The organism is Terriglobales bacterium (genome assembly GCA_035764005.1).
Classification (GTDB): Bacteria; Acidobacteriota; Terriglobia; order Terriglobales; family Acidobacteriaceae; genus Gp1-AA112.
On record DASTZZ010000105.1, the window covers coordinates 1 to 22,289 of the forward strand.

Here is a 22,289-nt window from a genome sequence, read left to right on the forward strand (position 1 = left end):
TCCGATGATCACGACGATGAAGCCAATGGGATAAAAGCAAAGCGAGATGAATTTCGCCGGTGGAGAGTTCCCGAGATAGCTGAGCGCCAGCGCAACTCCTAGTCCGGTGAGTCCCATTCCGATACCACCGGCAAATCCAGAGAAGAGCAATGCGGGCACAGATCGCGAGAGCTCTTCACGAGCGTTCTTGACCACCTGCTCGAAAATCTCATGCGCCGAACGTCGCGTGCTCTCCTGCATCGGTGGTGAGATGCGGACGCGAGGGGAAACTATGGCCGTCGTAGCGGCGGCTTGGTTGTCGAAAAAGCGAGAGGCAAGAGCGAACACGAAGGCCACGGAGGGGACGAAGGAAAAGGCGTAGATTGGCTCTTTGCCCTGCCTTCATATACTTCGTGACCTTCGTGTTCGCTCTTGACTCTCTTTGCAGTGGCGCACGTTGGCTCTTCCAATTGATTTATCATCGCGGGTTGGCCTTCATAGGCTGAACTTGCAAGATAAAGGAGAAATCCGTGGCGCACTCACTTCCGCCGCTCCCCTACGATTATTCCGCGCTGGAGCCGTATATCGACGCGCAAACCATGACCCTGCATCACGACAAGCATCATGCCGCTTACGTTAACAATCTGAACGCCGCGTTGGAGAAGCATCCGAATCTCGGCAGCAAGAGTGTCGAGGATCTGCTGCGCGACCTCAACAGCGTTCCTGAAGATATCCGTACCGCCGTGCGCAACAACGCCGGCGGGCACATGAACCACACCATGTTCTGGCAGATCATGAAATCCAAAGGTGGAGGCCAGCCAACCGGCCGCGTCGGCGACGAAATCAAGAAGACCTTCGGCAGCTTCGAAGATTTTCAAAAACAGTTCAATGATGCCGGCGCAAAGCGCTTCGGCAGCGGATGGGTGTGGCTGGTCAGGAGCAAAGCCGGAAAGCTGGAGATCATTTCAACTGCGAACCAGGACAATCCCATCATCGATGGGCACCATGCCATTATGGGAAATGATGTCTGGGAGCACGCCTACTATCTTAAATATCAGAACCGCCGTCCCGAGTACCTTGCGGCATGGTGGAATGTTGTGAATTGGGATGAAGTGAATAAGAGGTTCAAGTAGTTACAAGCAGGTAAATAGAAAAGAAAGGCCGCTCGATTCGGAGAGCGGCCTTTGTCGCCTCTGTCGCCTGCTATCGTCTGAAGTCGGTTGTCGGCTTAGTCGCCGCGATCAACTCACCCATCAAAACTTGCGCCCATATCGTCAGCCATCTGTGCAGGCTTTCGCATCTCCGGCTTAGGCTTTTCATGCGGTCACTCCTGGCGCAAAGCACGTCAGCAATTCAGGTTGCTTTGTAGGTTCATAGAATGTGATGAAAGATGGCACCAGAGTGTTACCGAAAAATCGCAAGCTCCAGCCGGAAATCGAAAGCTGCTGGGGGGCAGAACAGCACCGCGAGTGGGCCGGAGATGGCCGAATGGCCAGCTCCGGAGTTGGAGAGTTCGCGCCCAAGGTCGAGGAGCGCAGCCGCAAAATACGCGGGTGCCCCAGCTCCTGCCGGCGCCGGTTCTGTCTTTATGGACGTGTGAGCGGCTGTTGCTGAGCTGCTGTGGTCACGTTTGCGGGCTGACGGATCAGGATTGCCATTCTGGGAAACGAGAAGCTGCCACCGGCATCGTCGATCACGTTTACCTGGCAGGTGTACAGGCCAGGGCGCAATTTCGAGAGCGGCACGTCCAGCTGGAAGACGGCCGCTTTGCGCTCGGGCGCGTTGATCTCGCGGGCTTCGACCAGCGGTGTTTCATAGGCTTTCACATCGCCCTGCAGAAATTCGACGTTCGTGAGTACGCGCACGGCGTTCTTTGGCAGCTTTTGTGGAGCAGTCTGTCCCGAAACGGGAATAGGCTCGCGCTTATCCCTTGCTGGATCGTAAACCTCGTACTGCATATAGAGATGCTGATCAGGCGTAAACACGTGCGTAATGTTCGGGACCAACTCTTCGCCGTCGCGAATCAGGGGATTGGGATTATTCTTCTTTGCCGACGCCGGCTCGCGCTGGCTGGCAAGCACGATCGAGCTCATCTTCAAGGGGGATTTTCTCAAATCGGGAACATTGATGTCCGTCTCGAATGAGCCCAGCTTCCCGGTTTGGTTCTCGCGTACGACGAACTTGAGGTGGAACCTGCCCGGAGGCAGCACGAACGCGGTGTTGTACTGAACGTTCTTGCGCCGGATCTGGCGCGACTCGTCGACTGCGAGCTTCACGGTTTCACGCGCATTGCCGATCGGGCGCTTCAGCTCATCTTGCACCACGCCAATGATGTCAATCGTGGCGCGATCTTTGTCCTTTTCCGTGACAAACGGCACTTGCGATCCGGGAATAATGATCGAGATAGGAATGTAGTAGTGGGCCTCGTCGAGCCGGAAGTAAGCTGCTGCCATGTACACGGCGACATCTACGTCAGGCAGCTCCGAGGACAGCTCGTCGAGCATCTGCTGCTCGCGGTCTTCCCGGTTGAAGTGCGCGTAGTCCTTCGGGCCGTAGTAGCCGTTGCGATACTCGAGTTTCAAATCGGAACGCTTCAGGACAACCTTTACTCGCCGATACTTGCCGTTCATCTCAGGATTGGTGCTGCGGTATCCGAGAACGTAGTAGGCGGAAGTGTCGCGCTGAACAGCGGTGAAAATTCCACTGAGATCGTTGTTGTCGAGGAAGGCCTTACCGCCGGTGTCGCCGGCAAGGGTGGTGAGCGTCTCCTGGCTGTCAGCGTTGCTGTTGAATTGATCCAGAACGGATTGGCCGGAGTATGCAGAGCGTCCGCGTAAACTCGCGCTCTGCGCCTCGCCTCCGGGAGGGAACGCTTGCAGGCCGCGCACGTCAAGCGTGTAGAGAGCAACGTTCGACTGCACGGCGGTGTTCACGGCAGCCCGCAGCTCAACCTGGTTCTCAATACCGGAGCGGCTCATGCCGTTGCTGAAGTAAATGATCGACTTCTTCTGATCGACCTTCGACAAGGACTTTGCGATCGTCTGAATCGCCTGCAGCTTGCGATCGGTGTTGAACTGGTTGTACTCGGAGTCGTCGGCGACGAACGATCCTCCGGTGTCCGGCGTACCTTCTGCGCTGCCGGTGTCGCCGGCCGCAAATCCCTGGCCTTCGCCCGAGGTGTAGCCGCGCAGCACGGCGGCGAGACGAGCTTTATCGTTCGTGAAATCCTGATCGATGCGCATTGATGTGTCCAGCGAGATCACGGCGACGAGATCCGCGGCGGCCATCTGCAGATCGACGTACTTCTGCGCTGCCTGCACCGCGCGATCGATGTCATCCTCTTCCATTCCGCTGAAGTCAAAGAAGAGCACGATGAGACGATGGTTTTTCAGGTCTTGTTTATTGATCGGCGTATTCGAACCAATGATCTTCAGTGGACCGGTCGTGCCGCTCACAGTCGGGCCTGCGGCTGTTCCCGCCGTTGCTACTGCATCGACATTTTCAAAGTCGAAGCTGGAGATTCTCTGCTGCTTACCGTCTTCGAAGATGGTGAAGTCGTCTTTCGTGAGCCCGCGGACGAGATTGCCTTGCTTGTCGCGCACGACAACGTTGGTCAGAACGAGATCGCTGGTGACACGGATGCGGTAATCGCCGGAGGTGGAGGATTGGGTGGATTGCGCGTCCTGCGCAGCAACGCAGACCGAGAACAGGATGCCCACACAGGTTGCGTAGAGAGTTAATCGATGTCTCCTCGTTACACTGTCATCCCTTCGACCGCCGCAAAGAACTTCCCCTCCCGTCTTCGTGTTTTTGCGGTCGAGGGGACCTGCTTTTGCTTCCCCGGCGACAAAACAGCAGGTCCCCCGCTCCGCAAAACCAGAGTGACGGTTCCGTGCGCTGTCTGGTGGCGGAGCGAGGGATGACAATTCTTCGTGGGATTCACGTTGTGGCATTTTCACGGCATCGGAAGCGGAGAAAAAAATCCTCATCAGAACCTGTACCTCGCACTCAAGTTCACCGTTCGCATCGAACCTGCAGCGATCACCTGCCCGTAAGTCGGCGTTCCAAGAACCGTTCCGATACTCGTGTACTCCGGATGATTGAAGACGTTGTTGGCTGAAATTCGCAGTTCGAGCGCGCGCGTGTCTTTGGCCAGCAGCGTCTTGCTGACTGACATGCCAAAGGTGAACTGTCCCGGCCCAATGATGCTGTTGCGCCGCGCATCGCCGAACGTTCCCGCAGCGGGAGGAGCGAATGCCGAGGTGTTGAACCAGCACTCGATCGTGCCGACGGGGAATCCATTCGGACACGTTCCGCTGTACGGCTCTCCGACGATGTTCGCGCGCAAAACGCCGTTTAAGCCTTGGGCGATGTCGGCAGGATTCCCCAGAATGCGAGGAGTGAATGAGAATCCAGACGCAAGCGTCACGTTGCCGCTCCACAACCAATCGCCAAAGACATTCTCGAGCCAGCCACCATTGTTGTTCAGCCATTTCTTGCCAGTGCCGAACGGCAGTTCATAGGTGAAGTTGCCATTGAATTTGTGGCGCTGATCGAAGCTGGAGAGACCTCGTTCGGCCGCAAGATCGAGATCGTTCTGCGCCACGACCACCGCACCACCGCCGATGCTCGAAGCGTTGTCGATCGATTTGGAGAAGACGTACGTTCCCTGCGCTGCCATCCCGTGGCGCATGCGCTTGCGTAATTGAACGGTAGCAGCGTGCATGATCGAATCGCCCTGCGATGTTTCCAGGATGAACGGCTGAACGTCTGCAATGCGCAATGTCCCATCCGGTAGGCGGTTCGGCGCGCGGTCCATGTCGAGATCTGTGCCTTTAGATCCGTTGTACCCAAGATTCAACAACAACGATGGTGTAATCTCGCGCTGGATATTCAAGTTCCAGATCTGCACATAACCGAGCTTGTAATTTTTATCGACAGCGAAGTTGTTAGTAACTGCCGCCGTCGGTGGCGGAAATCCGTTTTCCAGCGTGAGCACCTGCCCAGGCGAGCTGACGTTCGTTGAGGTAAATGCAAAGGGAGGCTGAAACGCCAGATTCTGGACGATACTTCCATACTGTCCGGTGTTGTAGTTGATGCCATACCCACCGCGAACAACGGTTTTTTTCATCGCCCTCCACGCGAATCCCACACGCGGAGCGAAATTATTTCGATCAGGCTCGACTACCGTGATCGGAAATTCTCCCGTGAATGGTCCCGTACTGCCGGGGAGCACTGGTACCGCGGCCGTAATCGTCGGATTCAGATCCAAATTCACGATGCGGTTGTTGGCCTCGCTAAACGGAGAGACATATTCATAGCGCAGTCCCAAATTGAGACTCAGGCTACCGGTTATGCGCCAATCGTCCTGAACGAAAATATCCCATGAGTTCTGACGGAAGTTGTAGGTTTCGCTGCCACCTTGAATCGAAGTCTGAGCCGGCAGTCCCAGCAGGAAGTTAGCAAAGTCGTAGCCGCTGCTGGAACCTGGGAAGCTACCGGCGTCGGTGAACGTGAATGATCCACGCGCGTTCTGGGCACTGCGAATGTCGTTGTAGATTCGCCGGAAATCGCCGCCCAAACGAAGGTTGTGCTTGCCATGGCGCCAGATCACGCTGTCTGACCAGGAGAACGTCTGATCGTCGATCAGGCTCCCGCCGGTATCGTTTACGGTCTGGAAATTGTTGAATGCCAAAGTGGGAACGCCGTAGTTGAACGGATCCTGGGATACACCGTTGATGCCAGCGATGGCTGCGACGTTCTCGCTGTTCTGAAAGAGGTTGCTCAGATGAGAGTGGCTGCGGTTGTAGTTGAAATGCAGATTGTTGGTGATGCGGTTCTTGCTCGCAACCCACCCCACTCCGGTGTTGATGCCCGACGACTGAGTTGTTCCAAGCAACGTGGGAAACGGATTCGAAACCTGATTGTTCGAATCGCTGTAATTCAGGTTGAAATTGATGTTGTTCTGCAAACGCCGTCCACCGCGTCCACCTCGTCCACCGCGTCCACCACCAGGCATGAAGGTGGCTCCTTCACCGAAGTTGTGAATCAGGCGAATTGCGATTTGATCGTTGTTCTGCTGCAGCGAAGTCACGTAGTGGAAGTTGTTCACGGTGCCAGGCAAGTTGGGCAAGGGAATAAACTGCAGCAGCGCCTGAGCAGCGGGATTGACATTCGTAATTTGATTTCCGGGCAACGGCTGACCAGTTGTTGGATCAATGAGTTGTTTGCCTAAACTTGAAAAATCACCTTGTCGCTCAGCCACTGTCGGAACGGTTGAGAAGTTGTCATACGGATTCTCATTGCGACCGCCCGTCCAGTTGAAAAAGACGAAAGTTTTCTGGCTGTTGACGATGTGAGGAATCTTGAGCGGCGAACCGATCGTGACGCCGAAGCGATGCTGCGCGTAATCAGACTTTTGTGTCGGTGCAACTGAGCTCCCAAGCCCATTGATCTGAAACGGCGCAGCATCGAAGATGGAATTATTGGTGCTGTAGAAAATCGAACCGTGTGGCTGATTTACGTTGAATCGACCTACCATCCGACCACCCAGCATCAGCACCGGGCCGCCACCGGGGCCACCGCGAGGTCCTCCCCCAGGACCGCCGAAGCCGCCACCTTCGCCCGGTCCGACGAAGACCATGTTCCCGCCGCCTGCGCCGCCTTCGCGCTGCATGCGCTCGCGCATTTCCTGTATGCGGTCTTCGAGTTCGTCAGGATTCATGCCAAAGTTCTGCGCCTGTCCCATGGCGCCGGAAACGGAAACCGACTCCGTAGGAGCATCGGCTCCGGCTCCGTTCAGCGGCAGCCCGCCGGTTTGTCCTGTTGTGTCAGCACCTGGCATTCCGCCGTTATCCGATTCTGTGACTGAGAGACTCTGCATTCCGCGATTGGCGAGTGCGGCGGCAACCTGCTCTGCTGCGCCTTGCTGCTGCTGTGCAGCCAGCACTTGCGCGCGCGAGGCAAGCATGAGGTCGGCGTCGACAGTGGCCTGCGGCGCCTCGGGTGTGATGACGACTTCCTTCGTCGATGGCGCGAATGCTGCCTGCTCGGCTTTGATCACGTAGCGCCCGCGTGAGGGCAGTGTCAGCGCAAAGGAACCATCGGGCGCCGTTGCCGTGGACACTTTCTTTCCGGTGAGCGTATTCGACGCGGTAACCGTGACTCCAGGCAGCGGAGTCACGCCTGCCTTGATCGTGCCCCGTACAGTGAATTGAGGCACGGAAATCGCTGACGCCCGCTGTGAAGCCGGCGGCGCCGCTGAAGATGCGGCCGCAGTGGTCGTCTGCGCAGAGCCGCTTATGGCGGACAGCAGCAGCGCGCAGCCTGCGGCAGCAAGCCGCAAGTCGGAAATGACGGATTTGTTCATCGACTACTTGGGTTGACTTTGCTGGCCAGCTTCGGCCGGCGGCTGCTGGCCCTCACGTTGGCGTCGCGGACCGCCGTCCATCATGAACATTCCGCCGCCATTCTCTTTCATGCGGCGTGCCATTTCGGGAGGCACGACGTTCACGGCTGTGGGAACGAATGTTCCATTCTTCAGCTCGCCGCGAGCAAAGATTGTGTCACCAACTTTGATGTCGGGCATGGTGATGCTCTCGTCGCGCCCTTTGCGAAACGAGGTGTTCTCATCGGCCTCGATCGTTTGCTCCACGCCATCGGTGCGCGTGACTGTGAGCTTCGGCGGATCGATCGACTTCACATCGCCAATAACCATGGTCTTGCCCATCGCGTCTTTCATGCGCTGCTGCATCTCCTGCATCTGCGCCTGCGATGGACCTTCACCCACGACCTGTGCTGTCCAGGTTTTGTCGCCCGTGGAATCGCCGCGGACCATTACATTATCGCCAACTTTGAAATCGGAGAGCTGAGCCTGCTGACCGGCTTTGCGGAAGCGCGTATCAGAAGTGATGTTCACGGTTCCCATGGAGCCGTCGCGCAGCTTGAGCTTGAGGGTCGAGCCTGAGACTTCGGTGATCTGTCCGACAACGCCGCGAAACTCACGGCCGCCGAAGCCTCGGCGCTCCTGGCCTTGTCCTGGCTGATCGGTAGGCGCCTGCTGGGCAGCGGCAAAAGAGCACGCGAGAGCCAGACTCATTGCAATTCGGATAGCAGTCTTCATCGTAAGTACCTGCATTTCACTGTATTAGAAAGACGGTGCTGCTGCAGAAAAGTGGCGGAATGGGATGTAAAGTTTTGTTTGGAAGCCCAGTCGTCTCACGGTGAATCGTCGAAAACAAATCGCGTAAATCGTCCTTGCAGCTTTCTGCCTGTTCAAAAGCAAGATCCTCTCGCTCTTTCATGGCGCCGCGAAACGCAAGCAAACAAGTGAGTTGTTGATTGATGGCCTTCGATTGCGAGGCTGCGATGCGGAGCTTTTTCATGCTGGCGTTAACCCCAAGTTTTCCACGGCGTTAACGCCGAATTTTCCACAGCGTTAACCCCCTTTTTTCCACGGCGTTAACCCCCGAGTGATCGGGGTTAACGCCGATCGCAACATGAAAGCTGTTGGCCGTCGATGCCATAGAGTCCACCCAGTCCACGTCGTCTATCATTCGGACCGCATGGACCAAGTGGACTCGATGGACGCCAGATATCCCCAATCTGTGATCTCCTGCGATGGGTCATGAAAATTCTGACCTCCTACATCCGTGCTATGACGAAATCGGGCGAAAGTCAAGCGAAATCTTGTGGACCATTTTGGGACTGGAAGAGCAACAGAAATGCCGTCGCCCGAATTACTGATGTGCGATTTGCAACAAAACGGGGCATGCCTGGAGCATGCCCCGTGTGGAACCTTGCTGGTATTGAATCCTACTGCGGTCCAGCACCTGCAGGAACCATGATCACGTTAACCTTTGCACCGGTCTTGCTGGCAGCAGGCCGCGTTTGAATGCGATTAGGATCGATGCCTTTGCTTTGGACCAGATACGTCTTAGCGTTCTCCGCGCGCTGAGTAGCGAGAGCTTCGTTCTCCGACGGATTCGAAGATCCCTCGATGATCATCGTGGCATTGGCGTCGCGTTGCAGGCGAAGCGCATCGTCATCAAGTAAGGCTTTGGCTTTGTTATCTACACGCGCGCTGTTGGGCTTGAAGATCAGTTCGTTCAGCAGCGCAGGAGTGGGCGCCGAAGTGGGAGACACCGGAGTCGGAGCTGCCTGCACATCCACGTTTACGGTGGTTTGTGCAGAGAGGTTGCGATCGTCGACAGCCGTGGCGGTAACTGTAACCGGGCCGGGTGCCGTTCCGGTCAATGTAGCGCGGCTGTCGTGCGGGGCAATTTGGCCGGCGCTCGCCTGATAGTTGTACGTTACCGTATGGCCTTCCTCGGGAACGCCGTTGCAGGTGATGTTTGCCGTCTCGCCCACCTGGATGGTCGAGCGACTCACCGAACAACTAATTGTTGGAGGCTCAGGAGCAGCCACCGCTTCAGGCGGCGGAGGCGGGTACGGTGTGGCGTCAATCATCTCCACGCCATCGCCGAGACGAGCATCCTCTGGAGTGTAGGTGGTGAGCGCGGTTGAAGAATTCGGTCCCGCATTGATGACCATCAGTTCCCCAACAGTGCGACGCGGTAATTCTCCAGCCTGTGTGCGGAAATTGAATTTCGACGGGTCTTTCTGGGTGTCGTCATAAGCGGGAGCTTCAAACCCGAGCGATTCGGCAGGATTGTGCGCCGCCGCCGAATATTCGCGCGTGATGCGGAAATAGTCGCCGGGCTTCACTCCCTGAGATTCGCCGACATTCAGATAGACAATGCGATGGGAGCCGAACTCCGTATCCAAATCACGTCCCATCACGATGCGACCGGTGGTCTTTCCGTTCGGAGGAGCGAAACGCTCGAACGTGGTCTGCTTGAATTCCGGCCGCGGCCGTTCCTGAAATGGAACGGCAATATCTCCCGGCATTACGTCGCTGCAACTTGACTCAATGTGCGCGACGGCGGTCTTGTTGCGGAGATAGAGAACCTTCGCTCGTCCGAGATCCTGATACAGCTCGCCCATGCTCTTCAAAATCCCAAGCTGCCCGGGAAATGACTGGTACTGGTTGGGGTCTTGGGCATGGCGCAGCAGGAGATATTCTTTCCCCTCCTGCAGATCATTTCCCGCGAGAAATATGTAGCCGTTTTCGGTGTACTGCGCCTGGTCAGGAGAATAATTGCCTGCGACCATGGTGCCGCTGGGTTTCAGCTTCTCTTTGGAAATGAATCCAGCACAATAAACCTCGGACAAGGTCGGACCGTGAAATAGCTCAGTAAGATTGGTGCGGCGAATCGCGGGCTGCGGCTGAGCAGCCGGTGCTTGCGCAGGCGCTGTCTGAGTCTCAGTAGGCTGGGTTTGCTGCGCCGATGGCGCCTGTTGTGGCGCTGTTTGCGGCTGAGCTGGAGCTGGCTGCTGCTGAGTCTGCGTCGATGGGGGCGCGCTGGTCTGGGCGGCAGGCTGATCCTGTGCCCAGGCGGCGGCTGCCGCGAGCAGCGAAACGGCAAGTAGATTTCTCATATTCCTCCAGCATCAGGGACATTCAAGTCTCTGGAAAAGAGCACTTTAGGGAGTGTCCGTTGAGAAAGCACGCGTTGGCGCAGACGGAACCCTCTCCACCGTAGCCGAGCATACCCGACTGTGGCTGCCGCTCGTAGTAACCAGATGAATACAGGGAATCCGGTTGGTTCCCGCGTCGGAAGCATTTAGAGTTGCATCTAGGATTGTGCACCGTTAAGATGCCCGTCCGGCGCAAGTAGATGAAAATCGAAACCCCAAGCTACGCGGTGCGGTTCCTGCGACATCGGCTCCCGCGCGTTTGCGTAGCGCTCTTTGCCGATAATCCGGCCGATTTCATGCACAAAATCGAGTCGGCCGCCTACGATAACTCCTTGCTGGAGTTGCGTTTAGACTATCTCTCCAAACCGGCAATGCTGTTTCCGAAGCTCAAGCAATTTGCCGAGTTTCATCGCGATGTCATGCTGGTCGCGACCTGTCGGCGAGCGGTAAATGGGGGTAAGTACCGCGGATCGGTGGCTTCGCAGATCGAAGTCCTGGGCAAAGCTGCGGCGGCTGGATGTCAACTGGTAGACATCGAGCTTGAAACAGCTAACTCACTGAAAGAACAGGAAATATCCAAGCTCCGCCAGCAGGCTGGGCTGATGATTTCCTTCCATGATTTTCGCGGTACCAAAAAGCTGGAAGAGACTTGGGATTCGATGCGGGAGCTTGGCGCCGATTACATCAAAATCGTCTCTACGGCGAAGTCTCTCGCCGATAACGTCAAGATGATTCGCCTGCTTGAACAGCGGTCCGACGTGGCCAGCACGGTCGGTGTTTGCATGGGTGAGCAGGGGATTGTGAGCCGTATCCTGAACGTCCGGTTCGGCAGCGCCTTTACTTTCGCTTCGGCACAGACCGGGGAGGAAACTGCTCCGGGACAGATTGCTGCCCGGGTTCTGCGCGATGTCTATCGCATCGATATGGTGGATGCCGCGACGAAAGTTTATGGCGTCGCCGGCGATCCCATCGCCCACTCGCTTTCGCCGCAGATGATGAACACGGCTTTCCGCCGCGAGAACATTAACGCGGTCTACGTTCCGCTGCAAACCAGCGACGTGAAAGATCTGCTCACGTGTGTGCGCGAGGTCCCCATCCAGGGTCTCAGCATCACCATGCCGCTCAAGGAAGATGTTCTTGAGCACCTGGACAAAACCGACGCGCTGAGTGAAAGGATAGGCGCGTGCAACACGCTCATCCGCTCGCAGGATGGCAAGCTCTATGGCTTCAATACCGATGTCGCCGGCGTGGTGCGTCCGCTGGAGCAGCGGCTGAACCTTGCAGGCGCAAAGATTCTCGTGATCGGCGCCGGCGGCGCAGCGCGTGCAGCGGTGTTCGGACTACGCGAGCGCAGCTCTGAGGTATGGGTGATGAACCGCTCTGCAGAAAAAGGCCAGAAACTGGCGCGCCAGGCGCACGCACACTATGTCTCGCATCAACACCTGAAGAAGCTCCAGTTCGACGTCATCATCAACGCAACGCCGGTTGGCATGGGGGCGCGTCCGCAATCGCCGATTGAAGAATCGGAGCTTCAGGCGCGTTACCTATTCGAAATGATCTACAACCCGGCGGAAACCAAGCTGGTGAAGATGGCTCGTGCCAAAGGCATTCAAGTGATTGCCGGCTCGGAGATGTTCGTTCACCAGGGCGCGCGTCAATTCGAAATCTGGACCGGCAAACCGGCGCCTTTCGATGATATGCATCGCACTGTGCTGCACGCGCTCGGCCTCGGACAGCAGTCGTTCACAATGCGCGAGCCCGCCGCAGCCATGCCGCTGAGGAAAGCGTAATGCTCGAAGTCCTGATGGAGCTCCTCGGATACGCCCGCAAGCTGCTTCCACTGATGGAGCTGTACACCGCACGCCGCATGGCGACTGCCCCGGTTCGGGACACGGGGAATGAAGAATTTCAGAACTACGCTGCCGAGGTGCTGCGCGCAAACCGCTCTGACCTGATGGAACTGCGCTCAGGACTCGAGGCCGTCCATCAGCGGCTGCGAGTCATCGATGAACAATCGGCGGCACTGCAGCGTGAGATGACGCGGGTTATCGATCAGCAGCGCACGATTTTGATCGCCGCCGTCGTTGCGTCGGTCGCGTCGGTCGGCGCTTTGATCGTGAGCATCATTGCGCTGTCGCGACACTGATTGGGTGTTTCCTTTCAGAACGAGCTTCAAAAACAAGGTTCGAAATCAACCTGTTCATATTTGTGGTGGACGTCTCCGTTCCTTTGGTCCAATTTCCCGACTTGGTTTGTGTGGAAACCCCCGCCTTCCGCTCGGGGGCGGGCTTTAGTCCAGTCTAAAGATCAGCGAAAGAATCCGGCTTAACCCCTGGGCTTCGCCAGCGCCAAAGCGCAAAAGCCATTCGAGCATTTTTCATTGCGCTGAAGGGCCGCCCGGCATAAATGCGGGTTCCCGCCAACAATGGATGGACCGGGCTCTCCTGCTCCTATAATCCTTGCGATGAATCTTGAGCAGAAGCTGGAAGAGTTGAAGCGCCGTGATACGGCTGCGGAAAGCGGTGGCGGACCTGAACGGCGCGAGCGTCAGCATAAAGAAGGGAAGCTCTCGGCGCGCGAGCGCATTAACTTTCTTCTCGATGAGGGCACATTCGAGGAGACTGATCGCTTTGTCACTCATCGCGCCAGCGACTTCGGCATGGATCAGCAGAAGATCCTCGGTGATGGCTTCGTTACCGGCTATGGCCGCATCGAGGGACGGCTCGTCTTCGTCTTTGCTCAGGACTTCACCGTTTTCGGAGGATCGCTGTCGGAAGCCAACGCAGCCAAGATCGTGAAGATCATGGACATGGCCATGCGCGTTGGTGCGCCGGTGATTGGGCTGAACGATTCTGGCGGAGCGCGCATTCAGGAAGGCGTGATGTCGCTCGCTGGATATGCCGATATCTTTCTGCGCAACACGCTGGCAAGCGGCGTGATTCCCCAGCTTTCGGCGATTATGGGACCTTGCGCGGGCGGCGCCGTCTATTCACCGGCAATCACCGACTTCATCTTCATGGTAGATAAGACGTCGTACATGTTCGTGACTGGTCCGGATGTGATCAAGACGGTTACACACGAAGAAGTCACCAAAGACCAGCTTGGCGGGGCCGCGACCCATAATGAAACTTCGGGTGTCGCGCAGTTTCTGGCTCACGATGATGCCGAGTGCCTGTCGATGATCCGCGAACTGATGAGTTTTATTCCGTCCAACAACCTGGACGATCCTCCGCGGCGTACCACGACCGATCCTATCGATCGCGGCGATGCCGAGCTCGACGCAATCGTTCCTGCGCTTTCCAATCAGCCTTACGACATTAAGGACGTGATCACGCGCGTGGTCGATGACGGCTACTTCTTCGAGGTGCAGGAGCTGTATGCGAAGAACCTGGTCGTCGGATTTGCGCGGCTGAATGGCCGGCCAGTTGGCGTCGTGGCAAATCAGCCCGCGTTTCTGGCTGGCGTGCTCGATATTAACGCCTCGGACAAAGGCGCACGATTCGTGCGTTTCTGCGATGCGTTCAACATTCCGCTGGTCACGTTCGAAGATGTTCCCGGATTTCTTCCCGGCACGCAGCAGGAGTACGGCGGCATTATTCGCCATGGCGCCAAGCTGCTCTTTGCCTTTGCCGAAGCGACCGTTCCCAAAATGACAGTGATCACGCGCAAGGCTTATGGCGGAGCTTATTGCGTGATGTCGTCAAAGCACATTCGCACCGACGTGAACTATGCCTGGCCGACCGCGGAGATCGCTGTTATGGGTCCGGAAGGCGCCGTGAACATCGTCTACAAGCGCGAACTCGAACGCGCCGCGCAGATGGGCAAAACCGAAGCCGAGCGCACGGCGATTCTTGAACGCGAGCGCAGCAAGAAAATCGACGAGTTTCGCGAGCGCTTTGCAAATCCTTATGTCGCTGCCGAACGCGGATATATCGATGCGGTCATCCGTCCGCGCGAAACGCGCAAGAAGCTGATCGATGCGCTAGAGATGCTCGACACGAAGCGGGACAAGAACCCGCCGAAGAAGCACGGGAATATTCCGCTGTAACTTTTTCTAGCTTCGAGAGCACTCGAAGGATTTTGCTCCAACTCTCATTCGTCTTAGCTGCGCTTTCGATATAACACTGTCATCCGTCGCGCAGCAGCGAAGAACCACTCGGTCTAGGAATATTGCTTTTGCTGCGCGGGGGATCTGTTGTTTGCCTCTGAAGAAAAGCAGATCCCCCAAGCCGCTTAGAGCTTCAGGAGGCTTTACACAGCCACGCTGCGGCTTGAGGGATGACAGTGTCTGTATAGAGTGCGCAATTACCGACCAGGCAGTGGGCCAATCATCCCTTCCCTCCTGCCGCCGCGGCCTGCACCTTCGCTGCTGCCTCGCTGCCGATGAGCGTCGCGTTTTGAATCTGCTGATAGAAATCCATCATGGCGCCGGGAGAATGCGGCATCAGGATGGTGTTGCTCTTGTCCTGCGAACCAATCTCTTTGAGCGTGTCGAAGTATTGCGTCATCAGCACCAGTGCCATCACGTCTTTGGCTTGCGCGCCTTCGATGCTCTCTTTGAACGCCTCAACCGACTCGCGCAGACCGTTGATGATTGCTTTGCGCTGATCGGCGATGCCTTTACCCTGCAGGGCTTTGCTTTCGGCGTCGGCTTCGGCCTGTTTTACTTTGAGAATCTTCTCGGCTTCACCGCGAGCCTGCGCTGCCACCTGCTCGCGTTGCGCCGCGTTGATGTCGTTCATCGCCGATTTCACTTTGGGATCGGGATCCACGTCGGTGACGAGCGCTTTGATGATGATGTAGCCAAAATCGTTCATGACGTTGGAAAGCTCCGTCTTCACGGCATCGGCGACGTCATCTTTCTTTTCGAAGACATCGTCGACGGCCATCTTCGGAACCTGCGACCGCACTGAGTCGAAGACGTATGACGTGATCTGCTCTCCAGGTGATTGGAGCTTGTAGTACGCCTGATACACCTTGTCCTGAAGAACTTGATATTGGACTGAGACCATGACTTTCACGAAGACGTTGTCACGCGTTTTGGTCTCGACTTCAACGCGGAACTGTTGAACGCGTAGATTCACACGTCCGGCAACGTGCTCGAACCACGGCAGCTTGAAATTCAGTCCCGGGCCGGCGATGCGCACGAATTTGCCGAAGCGCTGAATGACGGCAGCTTCGGCGGTGTCGACAGTGAACAGTCCACTGAGAATGGTGGCGACGACGATGACAGCAAGAACGATAAAGCCAATGAGGCTTGGATCCATGATGCGCTCCTGGAAGGGGTGTGCTGTGAGAGTAACCCGATTTTTCTGATTTTCGGCGAAAAATCAAAGGCTTTGAACACGGAGGACACAGAAGCCACAGAGGAAACTAGAGCGATTTCAGTGTTGGTGTAGCCAAAAAAGGGAAACTACAGGGTCCTTCGCCCGCGTCGCTTCGCTCCTTGGCTCAGGATGACAGGATATTGGGGATACAGCAACTAAGACACTGCTCTACGTCAGTCGCTGTAGTAGGTGCTAAGGAAGAGAGCTCACATTGCGAAATTGTCAAGCGTTCCGCCTAGCCAATCTAACCTTCGTGTCCTCCGTGTTCAGAGGTTTTGATCTAGTGTGGTTCGTAGGGCGCGGCAGTGCTTGGATCGTAGGTGCGGCCGTACTTATTTTTGTGTTGAGCCAAGGTTTCGGTTGATGGAATTTCCAACGCGCCTAGTTTGATCGGCGCATCACTAACCGTGATTCGGCGCGAGAGTTTGTCCATCTGCTCGCGCGTCAAACCTTCCGCCCATACCTGCATGAGATATTCACCGGGCTGGACATTCGCGATCTTGGCCTCGCCCGAACTGCCGACGATCGCGTAGTACGGCGTGTCGAGCGAGATGACAATCGCGTTCATCTGTGGATGGATGTTGCAGAAGATGTAGCTCACGCCCGTGCGATCGAACTTCACCGAACGGCTTGCGCCAGACTCGTAGAGTCCCAAATCGAACCTCTTACCTTCGAACAAAGAAAAGACGTTGTGAAAGAAGGGATCATGATTGGGGAAATCAACAGTTGAACCTGGCGGGACTACGAGGACATGCGGAGAAAAAGTTTTGTTTTTCTGGAGCAGGGTGGCATGAACAGGAGGTTCCTTGAGCGCCTGCCGCTGCGCTGGATCCAGTGGCGTGAGTGAAACCACGGCTCCGCTCGGATCGCCGCTGTTCACACCACTCACGCGAACCGATGCTGTAACCTCCGCGGAGCGAAGAGGCAGCGCGAGTGCGCAGAGGTATGCTACGGTCGCTATCGAGGACCGAATGTGAACAGATTTCATCAGAACAGCAACCCGATGCCCATGCCAATATTGTCCGCTGAAGCCCGCACGTTCGTCAGCCGCGAGGAAACGATGTGGCGATACTCGAGAGAGAACAGAAGATCAGACCGCGGACGGTAAATCACATTGCCCATGGCGCTTATGTTCCTTCCCAAACCGGGATAGAGCACGTTTTGACGCGCGGCGAATTGCCGAATCTGCTTTGAGAACGGATTATCGAGCCCGTATCCAGCATTGAACTGCAGAGTAGGCCTTGCTTGCAGGCTGAGTTGACTCCATCCACCGACGTCATCGAGGCCTTTCACGATAGCGAGTGGATTCTGCAACACGTCTGAATAAACGACGCTCTGGCCGCTGCTGGCGCCAAATCCACCCAGAGCTTGTCCGCGAAAGAATTCTCCTTTGAGACCCAGACGAGAAATGAGCGGAATCTGCCAATCTGCGGTTCCCGCCCAGCCATCGACGACGCGGTTGAATCCCCAATTCTGCCGGCTGAAGTAGCCTCCAACATTGAACGACGCGGGATGATCTTCATCTTTGCCGCCCGACCATCCAATGCGCGCGGAGTATCCAGGCTGACGCGAGAGCTCGCCCGCTCCTGCTGCCCGATAAAACTGCCCCCGCGGGCTTTCGCCGGTGAGTGGATCGAGAATACCCGCCGAGAAATTCAGTCGCTGTGAACTTCCCAAATCGACCCAGTGCTGCAGTTGCACCTGCGGCACCCAGGTCCACAAATTGCCGGCATACGCGAATTCCGGCTGCGCCAGCGCAATGAGCGAAGTCGGCGAGATCGCAGAAAACATGGGCGCGTCTTGTCCGGCCGTAAGGGACGTATGTGACCAATCCATGCGAACGTTACCGGTTCGCAGCCGCATCAGGCCGAGCACGCTGCCGTTATCGGTGTCGGGAAAACCTCCGGCAAAATCGAAACGGAGATCGCCGCTCACTCGGGCTCCGGCCCATTCTGGTCCGAAGATCTCCACTCCCATTTGCGACTGCCGCAGCGTACCTGCGACCGAGCCTGTGCCATACAGCCCGTAGCTGGCAATCGCAACGCCAGGATTGTCGATGCTGTCGGGAACGCCGCGATTGCCGAACATGTTCAGCATGACCAGGCCGGAGAGTCGCACACGATATCTCGATCCACTCTCAACTTTTGTCTGATACTGATCGTCCACTTTGCCGGTGAGCAGGGAGTATTCGTCTTCGAGTTTGGCCAGCCGCGCGCTCGTCGAGGATGAAGGAGTCTGTTGCTCCGCCTCCGTGCTCAGCGCCTGAGGGGTCGGCTCAACATTCGGCGCAGCCGAAGCAGGCGCGACCGCCTCCAGTCGGCGCTCCAGCTCCAGCGTCTGTGCGCGATAGCGATCGGCCTCGCTGCGCAGCTCCGCCACCGAGTTTTGCAGCTCCGAAATCTGAGCCTGAAGCTGGCGCACTGCGTCCGCCAGTTGTGACTCAGAGCCGTTTGCGTTTGTCGACGAGGCCTGCTGACCGAGAGCTACGCTGGCAATGACCAGGAGCATGACGCTTCCGGCAATTGGAACTTTCATGTGCAAGACTCCTTCGGGTTCCGGTCCCGTGAAGCCAGGTCAGATCACGTTCACCGGAGTGCTGGTTACAACCTTATGGCCTGCCAGGGTGGGTCCCAAAACGGGCAGAGTGACCAGAATCGAGGTTCCTTCTGCTGAGGTCCTCTCGATTCTGAGATCGCCGCCGTGGTCTTGAACGATCTTCTGCGCAATCGTCAGCCCCAGGCCGGTGCCGTTGGCTTTGCCGTGCGTGAAGAAAGGTTCGAAGATTTTGGCTTGATGATCTTGCGAAATGCCGCGTCCGTTGTCGATAACGCGAATTTCGACTCTGCTATCCAGTTCGCGGATGTCCACCTGAATCCTTCCCGATTCAGTACAAGCCGCCTCGCACGCATTCAAGAAAAGATTGTGAAAGACGCGCTCCAGGCGCTTCATGTCATACATGCCTTCATGAGTGCCGGTGGAGCTAACGGCAAACGCGACGTTCCGAAATTCGGGGCGTGTGCGGATACTCTGGATGGCCGCCTGAATCGCTTCTTCAGGATGCGAAAGTCCGAGGCGCAGCGACTCACGGGTACGCGAAAACTCGAGCAGCGAGTCGATGAGTTCGTTCATCTGCATGACGGAGATTCGAATCTCTTCATAAAGCTCCTGCTTTTCGGCAACAGCGCGGCGGGAGTCGCTCAAGAACTCTGCATTAGAAAAGATGGCCGAGAGATAGTGCCGCAAATCGTGCGAAATTGAACTGGCCATACGTCCGATGGTCGCGAGGCGTTCGCTTTCGAGCAATTCGTGCTGACTTTGCTGCAGATCGGCGCGCATGCGGCTGAAGGCCGCAGTCAGCTCAGCCACTTCGTCGCGTCCGCCTTTGGTTAGTGGATACTCGAAGTCCGACTGGCCCAGCGCACGCACGCCTTCGACGAGAGAGCTCAGCGGCTTGGTGATGCTGCTGGAGATGATCCAAACCAGGGTCGCGCCGAAGACGAGAGCGAGAATTCCCAAAGCGAGAATGAGGCGATCGAGATCGGTGAGGAAGCGGGTGGACTGGTCGAGCGACTTGAGAACGGTGAGACGAACATGCGTTGGAGCGGCCGAGAGCTGAACGTCCTCGGCAAGAAACTTCTCGTCGCCGAGACTGATTTCTCGCGGGGAGCGCGCCAGCAGCGAATCCGGAAGCTTCGAAGAGAAATCCCGTTCCTGCGCAGGCGCAAGCGTGCTGCGCACCAGCGAATCATTCGCGCGGAAGATTACCTGGCTGCCGGCAACCTGACTCAGCTCGCGGGCTACCTTCTCATCAATCTCCGATCCGAGCGCTAGAAATCCAACCACGCGATTTCGTTCTGCTTCGCCCAGGTAAATCGGACGCATCGCGACTTCGAACAGATGTTTACCGCAGAGCCACCAGGAAACGCCTTCCGCTGGAGGGAGCGATGAAGTTACCTGCTTTTGGATCTCATCACGACTCAAATCCCGGGAGTTTGACTGCAGTGCCATCATCTTGCCGCCGGCGTCGGTAAGGACGAGGAGATCGCTGCCGGCGGTTTGCCATTGTTCGGTCGACGCGTCCTGAATCGTGGCTGCGTGATGCGTAGTCATAAGAGCACGGATGATCGACAGATCGGCCATGAGATCGGCCGAGCGCACCAAGTTTTCCTCGCGCTGGCGCTGTACGTTCTCGAAGGTAGTGACAGAGTTATGTACGTCCTGAATGACCTGCGCACGAACGTGTGCGCTTACTACGCGTCGGACAACGATGAGGCTGGCTCCCGTCAGGAAGACGGAGATGAGCAGCAGCGCAAGCAGGAATTTGGCGCGAAGGGTCACGGAATTGACTACGGCACGAAGCGGTATCCTACGCCATGTACGGTGAGGAAGTGCGCGGGATTCGCCGGCTCCTGTTCCAGCTTCTGGCGGAGCTTGAGGATGTGATTGTCCACCGTGCGCGTGCTTGGATAATCCTGATAGCCCCAGACTTCGTTCAATAGCTCATCGCGCGAGATCACGCGCTCGCGGTTTTCTACCATGAACTTCAGCACCTTGAACTCCTGCGCGGTCATAGTCACCGGCTCGCCCGATCGAGTGAGCTGCATGCGCGTGAAGTCGACGGAGACTTCGTCAAAAGCAAAGCGTTCCTCATTCGGAACGCGGGTTGAGCGCCGGAGTGCCGCACGCGTGCGCGCCAGAAGCTCGCGCGGGGAGAATGGCTTGGTGACGTAGTCGTCGGCGCCAAGCTCCAGCAGCAGAACCTTGTCCATCACGTCGGATGCCGCGCTCACTACGATGATCGGCATTGCGGGAGCCCGCCGCTTGATCTGCTGGCAAACTTCGCGTCCTCCCATTCCGGGCATACGCAAATCGAGAATGACGACATTGGGCTGTCGGGCGGCAAAGGCCTGAAGGCCTGCATCACCGGTTCCGGCGATTTCCACGGCGAAGCCTTCGGGCTCAAAAAGACGGCTCATCGCCCGTTGAACCTTCGGGTCATCTTCAATAACGAGGATACGATCCATGCTGAGTTTTGGTTGATTTAGGGTATCAACCGGTCAGGGACGAATTGTCAAGGATTTGTAAAACGAAACCCGCCACTGATCCCACGGATTTTATTGATCGCGCGGAGTTAGCAATCTGCGCGCCGTGGGCTTGAGCCAGAAAAGCGCGAGCAGGGCCGAGATGATGTCGCAGGCGATCATGGCCCAGAACACGCTGGTCCAGTTGCCGGATTTCACTGAAGCCATTGCGGCTATCGGCCCGGCGAAAATGGACGCGACTCCTGCCCCGGTGAGCACTACTCCGAAGTTTGTGGTCGCCCATTTTGCTCCGAACAGATCCGCAGTAATCGATGGGAATAACGAGAAGATTTCACCCCACGCGAAGAAGCACAGGCCGGAGAGTGCGATGAACCAAACCGGATGATCGGCGAGCCGCAGCAGGAGGAATACTGCAGCTGCTTCCAGCGTGAATGCCGCAAACATCGTGTTCTCCCGCCCGAGATGATCCGAAGCCCAGCCCCAAAATGGGCGAGTAAGCCCATTGAGAATGCGATCGATCTGGATTGCCAGGACGAGAGCGGACATGCCGAAGATCACGATGACCTTGTCTACGTTGTGGAACTTCGCAATCGGACTTAGCTGAGCGGTGACCATCAGTCCACCGAACGACATGAGCGTCATCATCAGGTAGATGAGCCAGAATGGGCCGGTTCGCATCATCTGCCAGGGCGACATCTCGAGTCCGGAGCTAAGAACCTTTGCAGTCGATCGCTCCCGATTTGGAGCATAGCCGGCGGGCATCCAGTCGTCGGGCGGGTTCTCCATTACGAGCGCCGATAGGACAACTACAATTCCTTGCGCCAGCCCCCACACGATGAAAGTGCGCGCGTATCCGGAGGAGCGGATCATCGATGCGATTCCCGAAACGGTCAACGCCGTCCCGAGTCCATAAGCGCCGCTCGTCAGGCCAACGCAGAGACCGCGGCGATCAGGAAACCACTTCAGAGCATTGCCAATCGTGCCGCCATAAACGATGCCCGCGCCGATCCCACCGATGGTGTACACGATCACAAGCTCAGTGACCGTCGAAGCTCTTCCAGCACCTATCCAGCCAATACCGACGAGCACTCCAGCGCAGATCATGATTGGACGCGGACCGAAGCGGTCGATCAAGTAGCCGTCAAACGGGACAAGCCAAGTGACCGCGATGAGGAATGTCGAGAACGCCACCTGGATTGCAGGCAGCGTTGCGTGGAGGCTGGCTGTAAGCTCGCCAGTGAAGAGAGTCCAGGAGTACTGCAGGTTCGCCACCGCCATCATGGCGATAATTCCGGCGATGAGCTGTACCCAGCGGCCGGCCGCTCGAGTTGCCGACGAGTGGATCGAGACAGGTGCGCCAGCCACGGTCCTCTGTATATAGCGAGAAGCGTTCAAAATTGCA

The 22,289-nt window shown here is 56.9% G+C and carries 15 protein-coding genes; 4 read left to right on the forward strand and 11 right to left on the reverse strand.

The features are described from left to right. Positions 1-336: formate/nitrite transporter family protein (locus VFU50_16920; protein ID HEU5234546.1), on the reverse strand; the 336-nt coding region annotated here is incomplete at its 3' end. A gap of 173 nt (positions 337-509) precedes the next feature. Here VFU50_16920 and VFU50_16925 point away from each other — a divergent pair. Next, positions 510-1,112, forward strand: a complete 603-nt coding sequence (locus VFU50_16925) for a superoxide dismutase (protein HEU5234547.1) — start codon at positions 510-512, stop codon at positions 1,110-1,112. A 453-nt stretch (positions 1,113-1,565) separates the two neighbouring features. Here VFU50_16925 and VFU50_16930 read toward each other — a convergent pair whose 3' ends face one another. The 4 genes from VFU50_16930 to VFU50_16945 form a co-directional block, all read right to left on the reverse strand. Continuing rightward, positions 1,566-3,698: a VWA domain-containing protein gene (locus VFU50_16930; protein HEU5234548.1), complete on the reverse strand. Its 2,133-nt coding sequence runs from the start codon at positions 3,696-3,698 to the stop codon at positions 1,566-1,568. Positions 3,699-3,967: 269 nt separating this feature from the next. Then, positions 3,968-7,348 (reverse strand): TonB-dependent receptor, encoded by a 3,381-nt coding sequence (locus VFU50_16935; GenBank protein HEU5234549.1) that lies wholly within the window; start codon positions 7,346-7,348, stop codon positions 3,968-3,970. A gap of 3 nt (positions 7,349-7,351) precedes the next feature. Then, positions 7,352-8,101: a DUF5666 domain-containing protein gene (locus VFU50_16940; protein HEU5234550.1), complete on the reverse strand. Its 750-nt coding sequence runs from the start codon at positions 8,099-8,101 to the stop codon at positions 7,352-7,354. A gap of 692 nt (positions 8,102-8,793) precedes the next feature. Beyond that, on the reverse strand, positions 8,794-10,479 hold the full coding sequence (locus tag VFU50_16945; protein ID HEU5234551.1) for an OmpA family protein: 1,686 nt from the start codon (positions 10,477-10,479) through the stop codon (positions 8,794-8,796). Between the two features lie 239 nt (positions 10,480-10,718). On the opposite strand from VFU50_16945, the gene aroE reads away from it, so the two are divergent. From aroE to VFU50_16960, 3 genes are all read left to right on the forward strand, one after another. Beyond that, on the forward strand, positions 10,719-12,308 hold the full coding sequence (gene aroE / locus VFU50_16950) for a shikimate dehydrogenase (protein HEU5234552.1): 1,590 nt from the start codon (positions 10,719-10,721) through the stop codon (positions 12,306-12,308). Then, the gene (locus VFU50_16955) at positions 12,308-12,664 is read left to right on the forward strand and encodes a hypothetical protein (protein HEU5234553.1); all 357 of its coding nucleotides are present in this window, start codon (positions 12,308-12,310) and stop codon (positions 12,662-12,664) included. Before aroE ends, VFU50_16955 begins: the two co-directional genes overlap by 1 nt. A gap of 318 nt (positions 12,665-12,982) precedes the next feature. Next, positions 12,983-14,566 (forward strand): acyl-CoA carboxylase subunit beta, encoded by a 1,584-nt coding sequence (locus tag VFU50_16960; GenBank protein HEU5234554.1) that lies wholly within the window; start codon positions 12,983-12,985, stop codon positions 14,564-14,566. Positions 14,567-14,846: 280 nt separating this feature from the next. Here VFU50_16960 and VFU50_16965 read toward each other — a convergent pair whose 3' ends face one another. The 6 genes from VFU50_16965 to oxlT all read right to left on the reverse strand — a co-directional run bounded on the left by VFU50_16965 (position 14,847) and on the right by oxlT (position 22,252). Next, the gene (locus VFU50_16965) at positions 14,847-15,785 is read right to left on the reverse strand and encodes an SPFH domain-containing protein (protein HEU5234555.1); all 939 of its coding nucleotides are present in this window, start codon (positions 15,783-15,785) and stop codon (positions 14,847-14,849) included. A gap of 340 nt (positions 15,786-16,125) precedes the next feature. Next, positions 16,126-16,833, reverse strand: a complete 708-nt coding sequence (locus VFU50_16970; protein ID HEU5234556.1) for a hypothetical protein — start codon at positions 16,831-16,833, stop codon at positions 16,126-16,128. Beyond that, positions 16,833-18,380 (reverse strand): hypothetical protein, encoded by a 1,548-nt coding sequence (locus tag VFU50_16975; protein ID HEU5234557.1) that lies wholly within the window; start codon positions 18,378-18,380, stop codon positions 16,833-16,835. The genes VFU50_16970 and VFU50_16975 overlap by 1 nt, the downstream gene beginning before the upstream one ends. Before the next feature lie 39 nt (positions 18,381-18,419). Next, entirely contained in the window at positions 18,420-20,183 is a 1,764-nt protein-coding gene (locus tag VFU50_16980; GenBank protein ID HEU5234558.1) for a HAMP domain-containing sensor histidine kinase, read from the reverse strand. A gap of 8 nt (positions 20,184-20,191) precedes the next feature. Beyond that, positions 20,192-20,869 carry a response regulator transcription factor gene (locus VFU50_16985; protein ID HEU5234559.1) on the reverse strand — a complete coding sequence of 226 codons (678 nt, stop codon included), beginning with the start codon at positions 20,867-20,869 and terminating at the stop codon, positions 20,192-20,194. A gap of 90 nt (positions 20,870-20,959) precedes the next feature. Further along, positions 20,960-22,252, reverse strand: a complete 1,293-nt coding sequence (oxlT, locus tag VFU50_16990) for an oxalate/formate MFS antiporter (GenBank protein HEU5234560.1) — start codon at positions 22,250-22,252, stop codon at positions 20,960-20,962. Positions 22,253-22,289 lie beyond the last annotated feature (37 nt).

Coding starts and splice junctions, on each gene's coding strand:
- VFU50_16935 (HEU5234549.1), bottom strand. CDS start 7,348: ATGAACAAATCCGTCATTTCCGACTTGCGGCTTGCTGCCGCAGGCTGC.
- VFU50_16940 (HEU5234550.1), bottom strand. CDS start 8,101: ATGAAGACTGCTATCCGAATTGCAATGAGTCTGGCTCTCGCGTGCTCT.
- VFU50_16945 (HEU5234551.1), bottom strand. CDS start 10,479: ATGAGAAATCTACTTGCCGTTTCGCTGCTCGCGGCAGCCGCCGCCTGG.
- aroE (HEU5234552.1), top strand. CDS start 10,719: ATGAAAATCGAAACCCCAAGCTACGCGGTGCGGTTCCTGCGACATCGG.
- VFU50_16955 (HEU5234553.1), top strand. CDS start 12,308: ATGCTCGAAGTCCTGATGGAGCTCCTCGGATACGCCCGCAAGCTGCTT.
- VFU50_16960 (HEU5234554.1), top strand. CDS start 12,983: ATGAATCTTGAGCAGAAGCTGGAAGAGTTGAAGCGCCGTGATACGGCT.
- VFU50_16965 (HEU5234555.1), bottom strand. CDS start 15,785: ATGGATCCAAGCCTCATTGGCTTTATCGTTCTTGCTGTCATCGTCGTC.
- VFU50_16970 (HEU5234556.1), bottom strand. CDS start 16,833: ATGAAATCTGTTCACATTCGGTCCTCGATAGCGACCGTAGCATACCTC.
- VFU50_16975 (HEU5234557.1), bottom strand. CDS start 18,380: ATGAAAGTTCCAATTGCCGGAAGCGTCATGCTCCTGGTCATTGCCAGC.
- VFU50_16985 (HEU5234559.1), bottom strand. CDS start 20,869: ATGGATCGTATCCTCGTTATTGAAGATGACCCGAAGGTTCAACGGGCG.